The 16,968-nt window shown below is 31.9% G+C and carries 24 protein-coding genes; all 24 read left to right on the top strand.

What is annotated here, in order from left to right; translation table 11 throughout:
- Positions 1–22 precede the first annotated feature (22 nt).
- On the top strand, positions 23–583 hold the full coding sequence (locus tag QIA21_RS07275) for a DUF603 domain-containing protein (RefSeq protein WP_418905799.1): 561 nt from the start codon (positions 23–25) through the stop codon (positions 581–583).
- Positions 580–1,932 (top strand): PBSX family phage terminase large subunit, encoded by a 1,353-nt coding sequence (locus tag QIA21_RS07280; protein ID WP_418905782.1) that lies wholly within the window; start codon positions 580–582, stop codon positions 1,930–1,932. Before QIA21_RS07275 ends, QIA21_RS07280 begins: the two co-directional genes overlap by 4 nt.
- A 77-nt stretch (positions 1,933–2,009) precedes the next feature.
- The gene (locus QIA21_RS07285) at positions 2,010–3,236 is read left to right on the top strand and encodes an anti-CBASS protein Acb1 family protein (protein WP_418905832.1); all 1,227 of its coding nucleotides are present in this window, start codon (positions 2,010–2,012) and stop codon (positions 3,234–3,236) included.
- A 16-nt stretch (positions 3,237–3,252) separates the two neighbouring features.
- Positions 3,253–3,948: a DUF1357 family protein gene (locus QIA21_RS07290; protein ID WP_418905728.1), complete on the top strand. Its 696-nt coding sequence runs from the start codon at positions 3,253–3,255 to the stop codon at positions 3,946–3,948.
- 11 nt (positions 3,949–3,959) lie between these two features.
- Positions 3,960–4,517, top strand: a complete 558-nt coding sequence (locus tag QIA21_RS07295) for a DUF228 domain-containing protein (RefSeq protein ID WP_418905833.1) — start codon at positions 3,960–3,962, stop codon at positions 4,515–4,517.
- A gap of 4 nt (positions 4,518–4,521) precedes the next feature.
- On the top strand, positions 4,522–5,280 hold the full coding sequence (locus QIA21_RS07300; protein ID WP_418905834.1) for a DUF228 domain-containing protein: 759 nt from the start codon (positions 4,522–4,524) through the stop codon (positions 5,278–5,280).
- Positions 5,281–5,309: 29 nt separating this feature from the next.
- Positions 5,310–5,879 (top strand): DUF228 domain-containing protein, encoded by a 570-nt coding sequence (locus tag QIA21_RS07305; RefSeq protein ID WP_418905731.1) that lies wholly within the window; start codon positions 5,310–5,312, stop codon positions 5,877–5,879.
- 20 nt (positions 5,880–5,899) lie between these two features.
- Positions 5,900–6,859 (top strand): hypothetical protein, encoded by a 960-nt coding sequence (locus tag QIA21_RS07310; RefSeq protein ID WP_418905732.1) that lies wholly within the window; start codon positions 5,900–5,902, stop codon positions 6,857–6,859.
- 18 nt (positions 6,860–6,877) lie between these two features.
- A complete protein-coding gene (locus QIA21_RS07315; RefSeq protein ID WP_418456171.1) occupies positions 6,878–7,333 on the top strand; it encodes a DUF3890 domain-containing protein in 456 nt (151 codons plus the stop codon).
- Entirely contained in the window at positions 7,333–7,716 is a 384-nt protein-coding gene (locus QIA21_RS07320) for a DUF1506 family protein (protein ID WP_418905801.1), read from the top strand. Before QIA21_RS07315 ends, QIA21_RS07320 begins: the two co-directional genes overlap by 1 nt.
- A complete protein-coding gene (locus tag QIA21_RS07325) occupies positions 7,704–8,090 on the top strand; it encodes a hypothetical protein (RefSeq protein ID WP_418905734.1) in 387 nt (128 codons plus the stop codon). Before QIA21_RS07320 ends, QIA21_RS07325 begins: the two co-directional genes overlap by 13 nt.
- Positions 8,087–8,644: a DUF764 family protein gene (locus QIA21_RS07330; RefSeq protein WP_418905735.1), complete on the top strand. Its 558-nt coding sequence runs from the start codon at positions 8,087–8,089 to the stop codon at positions 8,642–8,644. The genes QIA21_RS07325 and QIA21_RS07330 overlap by 4 nt, the downstream gene beginning before the upstream one ends.
- Complete coding sequence (locus QIA21_RS07335) at positions 8,637–9,749, top strand: DUF787 family protein (RefSeq protein WP_418905802.1); 1,113 nt, start codon at positions 8,637–8,639, stop codon at positions 9,747–9,749. Before QIA21_RS07330 ends, QIA21_RS07335 begins: the two co-directional genes overlap by 8 nt.
- Before the next feature lie 13 nt (positions 9,750–9,762).
- On the top strand, positions 9,763–10,191 hold the full coding sequence (locus tag QIA21_RS07340) for a DUF1463 family protein (protein ID WP_006434231.1): 429 nt from the start codon (positions 9,763–9,765) through the stop codon (positions 10,189–10,191).
- Positions 10,192–10,206: 15 nt separating this feature from the next.
- Positions 10,207–10,653: a DUF1473 family protein gene (locus tag QIA21_RS07345; protein WP_418905737.1), complete on the top strand. Its 447-nt coding sequence runs from the start codon at positions 10,207–10,209 to the stop codon at positions 10,651–10,653.
- Positions 10,650–10,886 (top strand): DUF1322 family protein, encoded by a 237-nt coding sequence (locus QIA21_RS07350; protein ID WP_418905738.1) that lies wholly within the window; start codon positions 10,650–10,652, stop codon positions 10,884–10,886. Before QIA21_RS07345 ends, QIA21_RS07350 begins: the two co-directional genes overlap by 4 nt.
- 7 nt (positions 10,887–10,893) lie before the next feature.
- On the top strand, positions 10,894–12,225 hold the full coding sequence (locus QIA21_RS07355; RefSeq protein WP_418905835.1) for a DUF759 family protein: 1,332 nt from the start codon (positions 10,894–10,896) through the stop codon (positions 12,223–12,225).
- Between the two features lie 16 nt (positions 12,226–12,241).
- Positions 12,242–12,922 carry a DUF792 family protein gene (locus tag QIA21_RS07360; protein ID WP_418905740.1) on the top strand — a complete coding sequence of 227 codons (681 nt, stop codon included), beginning with the start codon at positions 12,242–12,244 and terminating at the stop codon, positions 12,920–12,922.
- Between the two features lie 3 nt (positions 12,923–12,925).
- Positions 12,926–13,915, top strand: coding sequence for a DUF693 family protein (locus tag QIA21_RS07365; protein ID WP_418905741.1), 990 nt, complete (start codon positions 12,926–12,928; stop codon positions 13,913–13,915).
- A 13-nt stretch (positions 13,916–13,928) separates the two neighbouring features.
- On the top strand, positions 13,929–14,480 hold the full coding sequence (locus QIA21_RS07370; RefSeq protein ID WP_418905836.1) for a DUF777 family protein: 552 nt from the start codon (positions 13,929–13,931) through the stop codon (positions 14,478–14,480).
- Between the two features lie 29 nt (positions 14,481–14,509).
- Positions 14,510–14,842 (top strand): contractile injection system sheath initiator, encoded by a 333-nt coding sequence (locus tag QIA21_RS07375; protein WP_418905666.1) that lies wholly within the window; start codon positions 14,510–14,512, stop codon positions 14,840–14,842.
- Positions 14,839–15,717, top strand: coding sequence for a DUF276 domain-containing protein (locus QIA21_RS07380; RefSeq protein WP_418905820.1), 879 nt, complete (start codon positions 14,839–14,841; stop codon positions 15,715–15,717). The genes QIA21_RS07375 and QIA21_RS07380 overlap by 4 nt, the downstream gene beginning before the upstream one ends.
- A 5-nt stretch (positions 15,718–15,722) precedes the next feature.
- Entirely contained in the window at positions 15,723–16,328 is a 606-nt protein-coding gene (locus tag QIA21_RS07385; RefSeq protein WP_418905744.1) for a DUF735 family protein, read from the top strand.
- A 9-nt stretch (positions 16,329–16,337) separates the two neighbouring features.
- The coding region (locus QIA21_RS07390; RefSeq protein ID WP_418905837.1) for a DUF685 domain-containing protein at positions 16,338–16,968 on the top strand (631 nt) is incomplete at its 3' end.

Genomic DNA, 16,968 nt, shown 5'->3' on the forward strand with positions numbered 1-16,968 from the left:
TTTGTTACTTTAGAGAAATTTTTTGAAAAAAGTTAAACGTTCTTTTGATGATTATGTTGCGTACTTTAGAGAAGGATTATTGGATGATAAAGAAATAGCAGCTAAACTTGGAGTTTCTAGAGTAAATGTATGGAGAATGAGACAAAAATGGGAGAGTGGGGAAACTTCTGTTGGTGATAATTCTAGAGTAATAATTAGTGAAGATACTTTTGAACATCTTGTAGCCCAAACTTTTAAATCAGAAGCTAAAGCTAGAAAAATTAAGGGAGAATTAGATTTAGAGCGCTCTAATTTAGAATTAGGATTTATACGAGCATTTAAACAATATGCAAGCATTGAACTAGCCAAAATGCATTTAAAAATAGAAGATTTACAATCCGAAATTGCCTTTTTGAATAAAAAATGTAACAAGAAAAATAATGTTAATGAAAAAATTAGTTTGTTAAAGAGTGAGCTTAATGACCTGATAAAGGAGTGTTCAATAAGGGAAATGGAGCTTTACTATGAATGTATGAAAAAGCTAACTTCTGCTCATGAAGTTGAGAGTAAAAGTAACTACAAAAGTAGTAAAGGGTACAAGTGAATTTATATCAAACAAAATTTTTTACAACACTTCAAAAGGAATACAAAAATCAGTTTGGAGTTGATATATCTAAATTTTTTGGAACAACAAACTCTTTGGTTAATTTTGCTCAGTTTGAAGAGAAATATTTAACCGTAAAGCAAAATAGGGTTATAAAAAGTATCCAAAAGAACAACGAAAAGAAAATTATACTCAGTGGCGGTATAGCTAGCGGCAAAACGTATCTTGCGTGTTATCTGTTTATTAAAAGTTTAATTGCAAATAAAAAGTTATATTCCAGTGATACTAATAATTTCATCATAGGCAATTCTCAACGTTCAGTTGAAGTTAATGTTTTGGGGCAATTTGAAAAGCTATGCAAACTTCTTAATATTTCATATATTCCAAGACATAGGAATAATTCATATATACTGATTGATTCACTACGGATTAATTTATATGGAGGGGACAAGGCAAGTGATTTTGAAAGGTTTAGGGGTAGTAATTCAGCACTCATTTTTGTAAATGAGGCTACTACTTTACATAAGCAAACTTTAGAGGAAGTATTAAAAAGACTTAGGTGCGCGCAAGAAACTATTATTTTTGATACCAATCCAGATCATCCAGAACATTATTTCAAAACTGATTATATCAATAATACAGCTACTTTTAAGACATATAATTTTACAACTTACGATAATGTTCTCCTAAGTAAAGAATTTATCAAAACTCAAGAGAAACTCTATAAAGATATACCAGCATACAAGGCAAGAGTTTTGCTAGGAGAGTGGATAGCAAGCACCGACTCAATTTTCACACAAATTAATATTATGCAAGACTATGTATTTACTAGCCCGATAGCATATTTAGACCCAGCGTTTAGTATTGGAGGTGATAATACTGCGTTATGTGTTATGGAGAGAGTCGATGATAAGTACTATGCTTTTGTATTTCAAGATCAACGACCGGCTATTGACCCTTATATTATGAATATGGTCAAGACTGTTTTACAAAATTTCAATGTACACACGCTTTACATAGAAGATAGAGACAATACTAAAGGCGCTGGAGGATTGACGCGTGAATATATGACTCTTAGAAAGAATATGAGTCAATATTTTAGAATTGCCCCAGTAAAGCCAAAGTCTAATAAGTTTAGTAGAATAGCATTGTTAATTACACCTTTTACCTACAAAAAACTTTATATTGCAAAGTATAGTAGTTCTACTGTATTTAGCGATATTTACGCTTATAAAGGGGATAATAAAACTCCCGATGACGCGCTTGATGCAATATCTGCTGCATATTTGATGTTGTCTTTAGGATATAGAGATAGAAGTGTTCATTTTGGCAATCAAAGATTTTTGTAAATTTTATTGACAAAAATATTAGTTTTTGCTATTATACATTTAATTTAATTAAGAAAATTAAGAATAAGAAGTAAAAAATGTATGATTTAAGAAAAGCAAAACTGATAGATAAAATAAGTTCACTGGAACTATATAGATATTCAATATTTTTTAGAAATTACATAGAAAATGTAGCAGAAGATTGTCTTAAGAACGGAATTATTCTTGAGTATACTACTAGTCATGTTAGTGAGCTCGAGCTTGCTAGATTAAAAGTGCAACTTAAAAATGCTTTACTAAATTGTATTATAAGCTTCCGTTTTCATGGAATTGGATACATTTTAGTAAAAACTAAAGATACACTAGTAGACCTTGAAAGACCTGTTAATATAGAGCTACCTATTGGATTTGAATACCTTGATTATGAATCTGTAAGAGACTTGGGGGTTGACTTTGATTATGTAACTTACAAAGTAAGAACTAATAATGGAAGCAATTCTTTTGATACGGTCAAAATACACAAAAATCGACTTATAATATACGAAAACTTTGATTATATCTTAAAAAGATATGTTCCGTGTTATACGGAAAGTTTTTTGCTAGATATTTACCTATTTGAGAAGATATACGTTGAAATAGAAAAACGTATTGAAAACCACAATTTTTTGTTTTACAAAGACGAGTCTTTAGTGCAGCTACAAGACGCGCTTTCTAGCGCAACAACGTCTTTGAGTGCGCTAACTCAGAGTAGTAATAATAAAAAAGGCAATAGCTTTTTATCATCCTTTCTAAGAAAACAAAACTCAAATAATCATAGTAAAGATATTTCTAATTTACGCAGTCTTAATGACTCATTGGCAAGTGAACTTGCTAGGCTTAAGAGCAATCTAAGTAATGAGGGGATGTTTTACACAGCTACTCCGAGTGCTAGTTTAGAAGTTATTAAATACGATCTTACCTATTTAAAAGAGGCCTTAGCATTAATTAAAGCAAAAATTGGTGCTGATACTAAGGAGCCTTTAACAAGAAGTTTCAACGAGCAAGCTAAAGGACTTGGAAATGATGGTAAAGGTGATAGGAGCAATTATTATGATTTTCTAAAAGGTGTACAAGAACAAATCCAGAATGCTTGTAATTTAAAGCTTAATAAGTATTTTGGACTTGATATGAAGTTCAATTCATTAGTGATGTTGAGTGATGATCAAAAGGTGGAAAGAGATATTAAGCTAATTGAGCTTTATAGCAAATATAACGATCTTATACAGAGCAGTTCTTTCAATAACGAGGAACGAGCTTTTTTAAAAGAAAAATTATTCTCATTTTGAGAAAAGGAGTTAAGAAGTGATTGAAAATGAAAAGAAAGAAATAATTGAGGATCAAGTTAAAGAAGAACATCAAGTTAAATCTGATACTAAAGTTATAAGCACCCAGGAATTTGAAGAGTATATGAGCTTAAAAGAACAAGCAAGTAATGCAAAACCTAAAGAAACAACTCGTGATTTAAGTATAAATGAGCGAATAACAAAAGAACTTGCTGAAGTTGAAGAGAGAGAGCGTGTTGAAAAGCAATTATTACTGGAGGCAGAGCGCATTAATGAAATTGATACACTTGCAAAAGCGCATCTTAGCAGTCATTTCAATAAAGAGGTACTACTTGCAAAAGGATATACTCTAAAAGACATTATGCAGGCGCAACGCAGAGAACTTGTTCGCAAGTTTGTTCCAATTGAGCAAGTTAAAGCTATTTCCAAAGTATCAGACATAAGCCATATTGATGGAGAGATACTAGAACAACTTGTTTCTTTGGCTAAAGTGAATATCAAATTAAGAAAAAATGCTAATAGCAATTCATCTTCTGTTGAGGTTATTAAAGGAAATATTATTGCTAAATCAGAAGAGAGAGTAAGTTTGCTTGATCCTAATTTTGTACCAATTAATTTCACAGAGTTTGTGCAAGCTTTAAGCAATACTTACAAGCAAAGACGAGTTCAATTTTATGAAAATCTAAAAAGAGATAACAGAAGAAACATTGCTTAAAGGAGTTTTTAATGAGTGATATTACAAAAATTAAACAAGAGTTTGATAAAAAAGTTGAGGAAATTAAAGCATTAATGAAAAATCCCCAGCAAAATGCTAGCTTACTTAGCAATTCTATTGAGTTTAGGGATAAAAATTTAATTTACTCTAATTCTGATGGAGTTTGGACTAGTAGTAAAGACAAAATAGAAAATTATCCTGCTAAAGGGTATCCCTACAAGCGCGGAGTAAAGTTTAGTTTTAGTGCTGATGGTACATCAGAACTTGAAGTTGAGGCTGGAGGTGGTGATGATTTGTATGGAGTATGCACTGATATAGACGAGTTTACTGGTATGGCAACTGTAATTCCAATTACAAACAACTTTACAGGATATTTAGTATTTAAGAAACCAGGAACTGATATAAAGCCGGGTGAGAAGCTGCATTTTAATGCGCAGGGAGAACTTGAAAAGACTAGTGGTTCTGATAAAACTATTAATGCCATAGCACTTTCAAAAGTCCATAAATTAACCGAAGAATTATATATAGGACTTGCTAGCGTTTTTGGAAATAGAGCTTTAAAAGGGTAATTAAATGGCTTTAAAAGGTAAAGAGCAAGTTCCGGATGGTGTTGATGATAATCCACAATTAGGTCTGCAGGCAGAAATTCCAGCTGCTCCTAGAGCTAGGCGTCAAGCAAGACAAGCTGAAGATGATGTAGTAATGGATCCATATCTTGAGTCGGTTAAAGAACTTGATGATATTCTTTTGAAATTCAAAAAATATGCAAAATCAATGAGTTCTGTTGAAAATAAGGTTTTTAGCAGTTCAAGTGGTTGTTTTCAGTCTAAGAATGAGCTAGTTGATGCTTATACATTTGCATGTTCAAGTTATACGGACAAAATAGAAGAATATTTCTACGATCCAAAAAAGAGTTTTCCATATAAGCGTGGGGTTAAACTTGTTCCAAAAGAGAACTCCGTATATGTTGAGGTTGGTGCTGATAATGATATGTATGGCATATGTGTTGATGTATGCGAATTTAGTTGTACTGCGTATGTTTTGCCAATTACAAATAACTTTGAGGGGTACCTTGTTACAAGAAATCCTAGTATAAAATCGGGTCAAATATTAGACATTAATTCAGATGGAGTTATTATCAAGGCTGATGGTGGGCCCCCAACATTAATTAATGCTTATGCACTTTCTGATTCATTTACAATCAAGTTTGCATCAGAAGATAAGGATAAACAAGCTGAAAACATAAGACAAGATTATTCAATTAATTTAATAAAAGTTACAATTTTTGGCAATAGAGGCCTTGAGAAAACAGTAGTTGCTGCTGGTGGTTAAGACTAAAGAAGTTAAAAGGAGGAAAGTTAATGGCAGATACAACGCAATTAGTAAAAGAGTATCAAGAAAAGCGCAGTAAACTAGAAAAGTTTATGAAAAATCCACAACATTATACTAGTTTACTAGGTAATTCTATTGAGTTTAGGGACAAAAACGTACAATTTTTTGCTTCTGGAGGCATTAGAACTAGTAGTTTTGATAAGTTGGAAAATCATCCATATTCGGGGTATCCCTATAAGCGCGGAGTAAAAAGAGTTATTCAAGAAGAAAAAAAGGATGAAATTCACTATGAGCCCCATGTTGAGGCCGGAGGCGGTGAAGACTTATACGGAATATGCATTGATGTAGACGAGTTTAGCAAAACAGCTACTATTGTTCCAATTACAAATAATTTTGAGGGTTACCTGGTTGCAAAAGATTCTACACCTAAAGCAAAAGACAAGCTTATTTTTAATAAAGACGGCGCTCTAGAAAAGCCCACGGGACAAAATAAGACAACTGTTAATGCAATAGCGCTATCTGATGCAAAGCAAATTAGTAATGATGTTTATTTAATAAAAGTAGCAGTGTTTGGAAATAAAGCTGTAAGTAAAAATTAAAAAAATTAAGGAGGTTTTAAATGGAACTTTACGATGAAAATTATTATGCAAAATCTGTAGCTAATATTATAGGAGAAGTTAAAGACCCCATTATGTATAAATGGTTTTTACCTGATCAGATTGAAGATGTTGATCTTAAAATGGGATATCAAAGAACTGTAAAATGGGACGCGTTTTTAAATGCTAATCCTACAACAATTGCTAATGAGGTTAATACTATCTCAACTATTGGGTTTAGTTCTGAAGTAGTTAGACTGAACTATTTAAAATTACAATATAAATTTAGACATTTAAAGCAGACTTCTGAAAAATTTTACACTTCAGACTCATATATTGGCGACATTAATAATAATTTATTGCCTTTTGCTCAAGCTTATAAGCTTGCAAGTAGTGAAATTATCAAACTTATTAATCACTTTGTACTAACAGGAACTGTTTCAATTCAAAAGGACGGAAAAAATCAAAAACGTTTACTTCCTAATATGTACGGACTACTTAATATGCCGGAACAGATAAAAGAAGAAGTTGCACAAGGTGATAAGGATAAGATGGATAAAATATTTGAAAAAATTGAAGCAGGACTTTCAAAATTAGAGTTAGGCGACGAATTTTCTACACCCATGATGGTGATAGTTGACCCCGCAACTTCATTGAAATTGGTAAAACCATATGCAGTAGGCCAAGCTGTTACATCAAGTTGTGAAAAATGGGAAGATGTTTTGATCCAAACTATTAAAGCTATTAATAATCGAGAAGATGTTTATATTGAAACTTCAAATTTGCTAAAACATCAAATACTCATTTATCCGTTAAACTCAGCGCTTATTAAATTTAAGCCTAGCAAGTACATGTTGCCTACACCAAATGAACAAGTTGATAAGGATTCAACTGATATTGCGCATTCATACATTGATTTTGTTTTAGGAGGTCTACTTGCTACCAAGAAGACTATTTTGCAAGTGAACATTAAACAAAGTTAATAAGATAAGGCAAATAAAATGAGCGAACAAAAGGACTTGCAAGTACAAGCTGAAAATGAAGAAGAACTCTTAACAACAAAACTTCATTCTCAAGTGTTATTGCTATTAGGAATAGATCAACTAGCACTAAGTAGGCAAAATTTTCTACTTCACTTATCTTTACTTCAAGCTATTTTGGTAACACGTGGTATTGACGCTAGTTCACTTACATATGAACAAATATTTTTACTTACCTTTTATCATATGGGTTGTCAATTAAGAAAGCAAGGGGTTGTTCGAGAATTTGAATTTGAGAGGATTAAAAAAGAGAAATTCAATGAGCTTGAACTTGATTATTATCCTAGCAGTGGTGGAGGCGAAGAAGGTGGTGGAGAAAGTTGTGGGTCAAATAAGAACTTTTGTTCACAACTTGATGCATTTTTAGAAAAACTAAAAAGAGAAACTTCAACACCCTCTTGTGTGGGAGTTGTATAGTGAGTGGCGTTAGAAAAAGACTCTCAGATATGTCTACACGTATGATCAACGTTTTTAAGGATCCTAGCCCTTTAAGATTTTATAAAGGCACTGTTGTAAAACTTGAAAATGACGATTCTTATCAAAGAGTATTTGATAAGAATAAGTACACCGAATTTGCTGGAGTAATTATTGACATAAAACCACAAGAACTTGCAATGCTTTATGACTCCAATATATCTGATATTCAAGGATATTCTAAACTTTACACATATCAAGATCTTAACTTTGAACTAAAAGACCGAATATCAATTTCAGATTTGATTTACTTTGAAATATTTAGCATTGACTCTTCAATAGGATACTTTACGCTGGTTTTAAAGGAATTTATATGGACGGACTAGACTTTACAATTGAATTGGAAATTGGTTGGTTTGGCGGTCGTTCTAATATTGCTAGAATGCACGAAAAAGGCGGCGCTAAATTGCCAGTAAGAAAACATTTAACTAAAATTGCTGGTAGTTCTGAATTTAGAGAATATATCAACAATAGTTATATAAATTCTAAGTTCAATATTGAGCCTAAATTAGGAATGAGTGCTATTGGAGAAGCTTTTGTAAGATACTATAAGAATTATGTACTCTCAGGGCAAGTTACACCGGGTTTAAAGGATAGTACAATCAAAAGCAAATTAAGAAAAGGTAGCAGCACTGCATCAATCCCACTTGTTGATACATCAAAAATGTTATCAGAACTAACTTATAAGGTGCTTGAATGATTGTAACTTTAGATTCGATTTTAAATCATTTAATCCAAATATTTAAAGGCTTTAAGGTCTATGCAACTGAAAATAATTTTGAATGCGATATTATAAATACTTACAATCATCCGTACCTTTCAAAAATTACAGCTGCTAGCCCCAATATAATAGCATTGAAATTTGATGGTACAGAACATCTATTTGATCATGACTGCAAAACTGGTGCATTTTATGAAAATGCTTTGGAATTTAGTGTGAATTTCCAAATATATATTATTGCAGTAGTATTAAATGCTAAAGATTTTGATGCTAATTCGCGTATGCTAATACTTTATGGTATGCTTAGCGAGTTTCTACATAATAGAGTCCATAAGTATGCTTTAGAAAATCAATCTCAACCCGAGTATGTAAATAAAATCAACTTTTACATTTATCCAACATCTAATATGCAAACAGTTGGACTAATAAATTTAGGTACAAAATATAGCAATCATGCATACAGTGCATCTGTAGCATTTAATGCTAGTGTAAAAGCAATTGAAATTTTAAAGGAGGAGTACGTAATTGCCTGAAAATACAATTAGTGTAAGTTTGGTAGACTCTAGCATTCAAGCTAATACACCCAACTATTACAATCCACTTTTGGTCTACAAAACAGCCAAAATTAAAGTTAACAAAGATGCTGCTAACTATAAAACATTGAGTTTGACTGTTAATAACTATGAAAAAGAAATTGAAACTTTAGAAAAAGATAATGGAAATGGACAAGATCAGTTTGGAAAAGAAAAAACACTATTGAAAACCGCAATGTCAAATTTTTTCAATTCAACTGAAGAGTCCTTAAAATCAGTTGTTCTTTTCATTTATAAGGATAAGCCCGAGGAACTTAAAAACTATCTTAAAGCGTATAGGCACTCTTTTGTTGTGCTTATTAATACTGAAGGGGACAATTCAGATGATGGACTAACTGTTTATAAAGATGACTATGCCAAGTTTAAAATGTCTTCAACTTTTTTTGTATTCTCAACTAAAGAGCAAGAGATAAAAGAACTATTTAAGGATAAAAGCAATCTTGAGAAAGAAAGAAATATTGTTGTTTATAGCAATAATAGAGATAATTTACACCTTAAATTTATAAGTGCATATTTGCATCAAGCAAGCATTTTCCACTCTGTTAATCCATATGGTATGCCATTAGCTACTACGCCACTTCTTGACGATGCTGTAATTAAAAAGTTAAGGGATGCAAAAATTAACTTTTACTCACTTCTTAACGAGACTGGTCTTGACGGTATATCTGCTTTTAAGGAGGGTGTTGATCTTTCTGGTAAAGCAATAGACGAGATTTTTACTTACCACTACATAAAAAATGAGGCTATTGTTGAGCTTATTCGAATTTGGAATAAAAACAATAGACAAAATAGTAAATTATCTGCACTACAACTTAGTGGCGCTAGAGATAATGCCTATACTTCAGCAATTGAATGCCTACTCAAACGGTTTATTGATAGGGGACTACTTGTAGAATACAAGGACTTAAAGCTTACCCTATCAGGCACCAAACAGCTTAAATTGGAACTTAGCGTGAATATTACTTACAACTTTAGTATTAATGCAGCTACTTTAGTGATTACTTCTCAAGATATAGTTGATTATCAAAATAGTTTAAACGTATAAGGAGTTAAAAATTATGCAATTTTATGATTTAAGGGAAGTTTACTTTTCAATCGGTGGTATACAACTGCACAGTGGTAAACTAGAGCTTACAAGCGAGCCTACTACAAGAGCAGTTGTTAGTACTGAAGACAAAGGATTTCCTGTAATAAGCTTACGTGACCCTAAAACTATAACTTATATTTTCAACATTGAAGTCACTCTAGGCAGTCATGACTATATTGCGTTAACTGAAATTGCAGACGATCAGTTTTATAACATGGATGTTAGCAAATATGATAAAATGCTTGATTTAGCATTCAATGATAGAATTGCTACCAAAATTATTTCTAACCATGCAATTTTCACTGAAGAACCCTCAAGAAGTTATTCAGCAGAAGCTGAAAAAGTGACTTTTGAGATTAGGGCTATTAATTGCCAAAAAACACACCCAAATAAAAGCTAAAAGGAGAATCTTTCCATGATAATGAGATATAAAATGAAAATTTTAACCAAAAATAAAACCTATGAATACCCACTTAGAGTATTACCAGTCTACGAATGGGATAGAGTACTAGGATTTAATCAAAGCGACGCTATTTATAAGCTTAATGAAGTTAAATACTTAAGAGAAATTACAAGCTTAATGATAAGTCCAAAGTTTTTAGACGAATTTTATGTAATTCTAGATGCAAATAGAGAATTTATCTCTTATTATAAGGACTATCTTGTTGCTATTATCTACACCGCGCAATTCAATACTTTTCACGCAGATAATGACCTTAAAAAACCCGCTTTAGCATATTTGAGTGAATACGAAAATAATGTTGGCGATTTTGTTACTTTTGATTATATCGATGATAATTTTGATTATGAAAAAGTAGCTGCTTCACTTACATCAAATTCTAATGAACTAGTTGCTAAATGAGGAAAATAAATAAAGATATTGACAAAGCTATTGCAAGTCTTAATGAGACTAGAAAAAAGTATTTCAACTTGATTGAAGAGATAAAAAACGATAAATACTATTTTCCAGTAATTATGAATATTTGCTCATACGATGATGTTAAGAAAATGCCTTATGATGAGCTTTTAGAAGTTAACCGTATTGCTGATCTTAAATTAGAAAAAGAATTGTATGAATTAATTTTAAGTAAATGAGGGATTAATGAGCGACAAATTCACCATTAAATTTAAGGGCGTTCTTGATCATGCAGCAACAAAAAAAGCTATCGAACAAGATATTACCAAAATGGAAAAATATCTTAAGCCTAAAAAATCTAGTTTGGGTAGTACTAAAGATATTGTAAAAAGTAATTTGTCGGATAAGAAAAAAGAATTAAGCAAACAAACTAAATTTGAAAGCTTAAGAGAGCGTGTTGAGAAATATAGACTTACACAAACTAAAAAGCTTATGAAACAAGGCATGGGTTTTGAAAAAGCTCGAAAAGAAGCTTTCAAAAGGTCTTTAATGTCTGATAGAGATAAAAGGCGCCTTGAGTATAAAGAGCTTGCAAAAGAATCAAAAGCAAAAAGTAAAATGCTAGCGGCTTCTCAAGGGAAAGGACTTGTTGCCAAAATTGCTATAGGTAGCGCTCTAGGAACTGTTATTGGCAACGCTGTTAGTAGAGTAAGTGGTGGGATTTTTGGTTTTGTGTTCGGCTGGATTAAAAAATCAGTTGAAGCAATTTCTCAACAGAAAAAAGCACAACACCTCAATAGCGCATTTTATACAGAAAAACAACGGGCATTATTTATGGGAACTAAAGATAAGGAAGGGAATATTACCGGGGGAATTCTTAATAATAGGAAAGGATTTGAGCGTGACTTAGAAAAAGAAGAGTTTCTGCGGCAATTTTCTCTTATTAAGGGCACTCTAACAAGTATGAAACAATTGACTCCAGAGAGATTAAAACTTACGGGGGAAATGATGGCCGATCTTGTATCTAGCGGTCATGCTAGCATGAAAGAGGCTGCAGCACTTGTTGACGCGCATATTAGAGGATATGGGAACCTTTATAATACAATGGAGGGCACAATAAAAGGCGAAAAATATACGGTACAAGCCAAAGATAACTATGAAGAGAACGTTCGGGGCACAGATTTTAACTTTAGATTTAAGAAATTAGAAGAAATAAAAAATGATTACGCAAGTTACGGCCTTACAAAATTTTCTGATGAGAAAGAAAAGATTGATAGCAATTTAACCAAACTTGAACAATCTCTTATGAATGTGACTGCTGCGGGTATGCAACCGGTGCTTGAGGGTGCTTCAAGAATAATTGATTGGGTCGAAGACTTAATAAAAACATATAATACAGGGGGCATTACCGGAATTATAAGCAAAATGGCTACAAGTGTTGCAAGTTCTATAGGTTCTGCAATTTCCAATGCGTTCCAAAGTGCAATAGGCTCATTATCTGGATTATCTTCAGGGGCGGCAAAAGTCGCATATGCCGCTCTGAAGTTATTGGCAGGGCTTGTTGGAATTAAGTTGTAGTAAAAGGTAATTACTTATGGACATTAACAATAAAAATATTATTAATAATAAAACAATATCGCCTGCAGAAAAAGAGGATTCTACGGGTATTATAAATGCAAATAGTGACAATTGCGAAAATAAAAAAGAAGGGGAAATGTCGTGTGAAGAGACTTCTCAATTAATAAAAGATATAGGGACTCAACTACTTGCTCTTTTTGGAGCAGATAACTTTTTATTGCTATACCCACGACCAGATTTTAGAGGTTTTGGATATGTGCCACAATTGTTTTTTATAAAACCAAAAACCCAGCTAATCTCACGGTCTTATAATACTAGTTATTCTAAACGACCAGTTATCAACTATTATGATAGAAAAGCGCAATATGTAAGCTACAACCCCGTAATGACAGGAGAACATATCTCATTAAGTGGTGGGATATTAACTTCTATGTACAAACATATGCTTTCAATATTTAAAACCACTGTTTTTGAGAATTTTTTGTTCCGCTTTGACTCTCACCTTGTAAAAGAACAACTATCCAATAGACTGCAGGCTCAAGTTCCTTTTACTATCTACAGTCCAACTTTTGGATTTAAAGAATTAGCTATAATTACAAATCTTTCGTTTAAGGACACTCCCTTCATCGATGAAGTTGAAGTTAGTCTGTCAATGGAGGTAGTGAAAACATTTAAATTAGAAAAATATAAAGGATAATATATGTTAGTAACTCATGATTCTAAAACAGTACTACTAAGTTATGATTTTAAAATTGAGTTTTACAATGTAGATGAATCAAAAAAATCAACTGATGGAACTCCTTTTCCGAAAAAAATTCCTAAAATTATAATCAATACACAAGACAGAATTCATGTTGATATTTCCATATTTAATAGATTATCAGCAGACTTAAATACTGTAAGTTCCAAACAAGCAAAAATTGTACTTTGGAACTTGCCACTAGACTTTACCGACCACATAAAATTTGGAGATATAGTAAAAATATATTATAAGAAATTTGCTCATGAGAAAAAATTTGATTTTATAATGGCGGGCACTTTAGAGCACCCCATGAGCACTGATTATCCTGGTGGAGATTTTAGTGTCGAGCTCGAAGTTAAATTATTAACTAATAGCAACTTCTTCAATCGCAAATTGAAGGACAAAGAGGGAAAAGTGGGTAAAAACTTTAAGGGCATGACGGTGCAAGATGCGATAGAGTCTGTATTTCCTAATCGCAATATCATTAACATGAATGATAAAGATAAACTTAAAGTAATCGACAAAAATATTTATGCCTCAACTCCAAAAGAGTTTATTGAAAAAATAATAAAAGGAAAATACGTTCATAACGTAATAACTGATACTGGCTATCATGATTACGAAATTGAATGCAATTTCGTATTTACTAATTACGAACAGGAAGGTGAAAATACCCACTATGAGGCATTAGAAGATTATGGGCTTGAATTTATACCACAACAAGAAGTTGATATCGAGCATGAATTTAAGACAAGGCGTATATATTGGAACGCTAAAATATTTTATACACATAAACTAAGAGTTGGTGATAAAGTTTCATTTATAGACGGACTAGGGAACATTATAAAAAATACCATACAAGAAACAAGTGCGGGGCTTAGCAATACAGGAGATTGTTCATTATCACTTAAGCTATATGACGCCTCTAATTTTGCACCAATGAGATAATAAAGGGGGTAAAATGGACTTAGAGCATATAATTTACAAAATGAACAAGCGTATTTATGGAAATACATTAACACAAGAAGACGTAAAAAATTGGATTTATTCAAATATTTTCATAACTCGACTTGGCACTGTAAAGGAATTTAAACAGCAAACACAAGAAGCTGTAGTTATAATACCAGAATTTGAAGACTTAGAAATTCACACAAAAAATATTTCTAATATCAATTTTGAACTATCAAAAGGCGATGCTGTTTTACTACTTCAATCAAGCATCAATATTTTTGATAAAAATGACGATATTCATTTCGACAAACATCATTTTTACATACTTAGCGCAATTAGTCCAAAAACTTTAAATTTAATTTCCGATACTGTTAAGATAAAAGCGAATAGTAGAATTGAAATAGTCAACCAAACAACTAGCTTGAAAGAAATCCTGGAAAGTATTGTAAGTGCTATCAACGGTATAACTATCATAGGAGACGAAAAAACAACTATTAACTATCCAGCATTACAAGCGGTGACCGCTAGAATTTCTGCTAATATCAACAGTTTGTTTAAGTAATTTTTGCTAAATATGGTATAATTATTAGTATGGATTTAAGAATTGGAAATAATTTTGAATTGGTATTTAATAATGATTTTTCGCTTGTTGATGGAATTGACGAGCAAAAACAAAAATTATTTATATTCCTAAAAACCTTAAGGGGTAGTTTAAGCTATGCTCCTAATTGGGGCCTGGACTATTTCTTGCTTTTGAAACTTTTAAAAATTAATAATCTTCAAGCTGTAAAAAACTATTTTTATGAAATATCTAAAGATCTTAACTTAGATATAATCAATATTTCAATTGCAATACAAGACCGTAAAGCAAATATATCCTTTTTTTTCTCTGGTGATGTTTTGAATATGGAGTTTACTTTATGAGTATTGTTTTTGATTCTGATTTTGGTATTCTAAAGCGCACAATTGGGGATATAGTACGATCCAAAAGAGAATACTTACGCATAAATTATGGAATTAACATTGATGATAGTAATAGCTCGATTTACAACATTATTGCATCTTCTTTAGCATTAATTGAAGAAGAAATAATTAATGAGCTTAATCTCTTTTTTTCTAAAATGAAACCGGGTGGTACTTATTGGACTGCAATTGAAGAACATATTTCCTCTAAAAGCACAACTTACAACGCAGTTCGAGCTGCTTTACTTAATCTTAATGGAGTGGAACACGCTAATATTAAAAGTTCAGCTGGTAAAGCTAATATATATCTAATTCTTAAAGAAGATTTATTAGACACTGCTAAGACTAATATTAACAATCCTGAATTTAAAGCTAAACTTTGGAAAACATTATATCTAACAACTCCTAGTGGTACTTTACTTGATGGAGACATAGAAATTGATGGACTCAACCCAACCGGGCAACTTAAATCCTACAAAATATCACTGGGAAAAAGAAAATATGTTTATATGAAAGTAAAGTACAAACTTGATCTTAAAAACTATCTCTACTTAAACATAGACTCTCAAATTAGAAACATATATTCTAGGATTATTTCAAATAACTATTCTGATATGGGCATTAGCTTTGAATATCAAGACTTTTTTGCTCCAGTCAATGAAGTAAAAGGGATTAAGTTTATGGAAATTAAAGTTTGTGTTAAAGATACAGACACTGAAAGTATCTCAAAAATCAGTGATGGCGATTTTCAAACAAATCAAGATATTGCTATCACTGATGATACAATGCTGCTTTTCAATACAACTGATCGACTACTTATTGACATTGATACTTAAAAAGTATGAAAATACCTAATTTTTTAAAAACCACTGAAGTTCAAAAATTTATAAGTACAGAAACTGAGTACGCACAAAAACTTCTTAATGAGCTTAAAGCACTTAATTCCAATTTCATATCCATTGATGCAAAAGAAAATATAAAATCAAGATATATTGCCATATGGATATCTCAAGTCTTATCAATTTTTTATGCAAAAACTCAAACTCTACAAAGTATTACAAGCAATATCAATAGTGTTATTTTTGCTTTACGACATATTGGCACTGACGAGTCATTTAGACTGATTTTTAAGGCTTTTTTGAATGTGGATATTTCAGTTACTACACCTGAAGCTGGTGTTATTGATATCTCTTTAAAAGGGGCAATAAAGACAAACTTTACTGCATTCATTACACCCAGTACTGCAAAAGGGAAAAGGCCTAAAAAGATACTAATTAGAGAAAAGAAAAAAGGATACGCTGCATCTAAAAAGGCTTTAGTATTCAACTCACTTCCCAAAGGCTATGATCATTCAATTTATGCTTTTATAAAGGGGATTATTCCTATTGGTAGAGTTCTCAAAATTAATAATGAAACTGGTAACAATATTATTACTTTTAACAATTAAGGAGGCTATATGGCTGGAGAAGAAGAAAAATTATTAATTGATGAGGAAGAAACAGTCCAAATCAAAGATTTAAATAAGGTTACGACTGTTAAAAACACTGATCTTTTACTACTTGATGATGGAGTTGCAAGTAGCAACGCTATCACCTTTAAAAACTTTTTGAAAACCGTAAACCATCAAACATTTAAAGGGGAAGAGCTGGGCGAGTTTAAAGAGATAATTAAGTCCACAATCGCTACTGAACTTGCAGCTGATGAAGAGTTTGTAAAAAAAATTTACGCTAAAGTAATAGACAAGCTAATTGGCAATGATTCTGATAAGCTTTCTAACCTTTTTAGCAAAATTAAATCGCGCCTAACAAGTAGCATATCATCAGCCACTCTATCTAAATATGACGATCTTTTGATAATGTCTTCTTCAACTATTCAAAAAACACCTGTTCCAAAACAGTTCCTTGGGGTGCCGTCAGACTTTAGTGCTTATCTGAGCACTCCTGTTGACACCATACTGTATCCGTCTGACTACAAAAATCAAAGACTGCAAGTAGATTTGGACCAATCAAGAGGTGCAACTCTTATTTTTTATAAAAGCTATGACGATACCCCCATTTATCTTGATATAGAACTTGACATAGATCAAA

This window comes from Borreliella japonica (genome assembly GCF_030438115.2).
GTDB lineage: Bacteria > Spirochaetota > Spirochaetia > Borreliales > Borreliaceae > Borreliella > Borreliella japonica.

Excerpts from the sequence above, each read along its gene's own strand:
- QIA21_RS07285 (WP_418905832.1), top strand. The coding sequence starts at position 2,010 with ATGTATGATTTAAGAAAAGCAAAACTGATAGATAAAATAAGTTCACTG.
- QIA21_RS07295 (WP_418905833.1), top strand. The coding sequence starts at position 3,960 with ATGAGTGATATTACAAAAATTAAACAAGAGTTTGATAAAAAAGTTGAG.
- QIA21_RS07300 (WP_418905834.1), top strand. The coding sequence starts at position 4,522 with ATGGCTTTAAAAGGTAAAGAGCAAGTTCCGGATGGTGTTGATGATAAT.
- QIA21_RS07305 (WP_418905731.1), top strand. The coding sequence starts at position 5,310 with ATGGCAGATACAACGCAATTAGTAAAAGAGTATCAAGAAAAGCGCAGT.
- QIA21_RS07310 (WP_418905732.1), top strand. The coding sequence starts at position 5,900 with ATGGAACTTTACGATGAAAATTATTATGCAAAATCTGTAGCTAATATT.
- QIA21_RS07315 (WP_418456171.1), top strand. The coding sequence starts at position 6,878 with ATGAGCGAACAAAAGGACTTGCAAGTACAAGCTGAAAATGAAGAAGAA.
- QIA21_RS07325 (WP_418905734.1), top strand. The coding sequence starts at position 7,704 with ATGGACGGACTAGACTTTACAATTGAATTGGAAATTGGTTGGTTTGGC.
- QIA21_RS07330 (WP_418905735.1), top strand. The coding sequence starts at position 8,087 with ATGATTGTAACTTTAGATTCGATTTTAAATCATTTAATCCAAATATTT.
- QIA21_RS07340 (WP_006434231.1), top strand. The coding sequence starts at position 9,763 with ATGCAATTTTATGATTTAAGGGAAGTTTACTTTTCAATCGGTGGTATA.
- QIA21_RS07345 (WP_418905737.1), top strand. The coding sequence starts at position 10,207 with ATGATAATGAGATATAAAATGAAAATTTTAACCAAAAATAAAACCTAT.
- QIA21_RS07350 (WP_418905738.1), top strand. The coding sequence starts at position 10,650 with ATGAGGAAAATAAATAAAGATATTGACAAAGCTATTGCAAGTCTTAAT.
- QIA21_RS07355 (WP_418905835.1), top strand. The coding sequence starts at position 10,894 with ATGAGCGACAAATTCACCATTAAATTTAAGGGCGTTCTTGATCATGCA.
- QIA21_RS07360 (WP_418905740.1), top strand. The coding sequence starts at position 12,242 with ATGGACATTAACAATAAAAATATTATTAATAATAAAACAATATCGCCT.
- QIA21_RS07365 (WP_418905741.1), top strand. The coding sequence starts at position 12,926 with ATGTTAGTAACTCATGATTCTAAAACAGTACTACTAAGTTATGATTTT.
- QIA21_RS07370 (WP_418905836.1), top strand. The coding sequence starts at position 13,929 with ATGGACTTAGAGCATATAATTTACAAAATGAACAAGCGTATTTATGGA.
- QIA21_RS07375 (WP_418905666.1), top strand. The coding sequence starts at position 14,510 with ATGGATTTAAGAATTGGAAATAATTTTGAATTGGTATTTAATAATGAT.
- QIA21_RS07380 (WP_418905820.1), top strand. The coding sequence starts at position 14,839 with ATGAGTATTGTTTTTGATTCTGATTTTGGTATTCTAAAGCGCACAATT.
- QIA21_RS07385 (WP_418905744.1), top strand. The coding sequence starts at position 15,723 with ATGAAAATACCTAATTTTTTAAAAACCACTGAAGTTCAAAAATTTATA.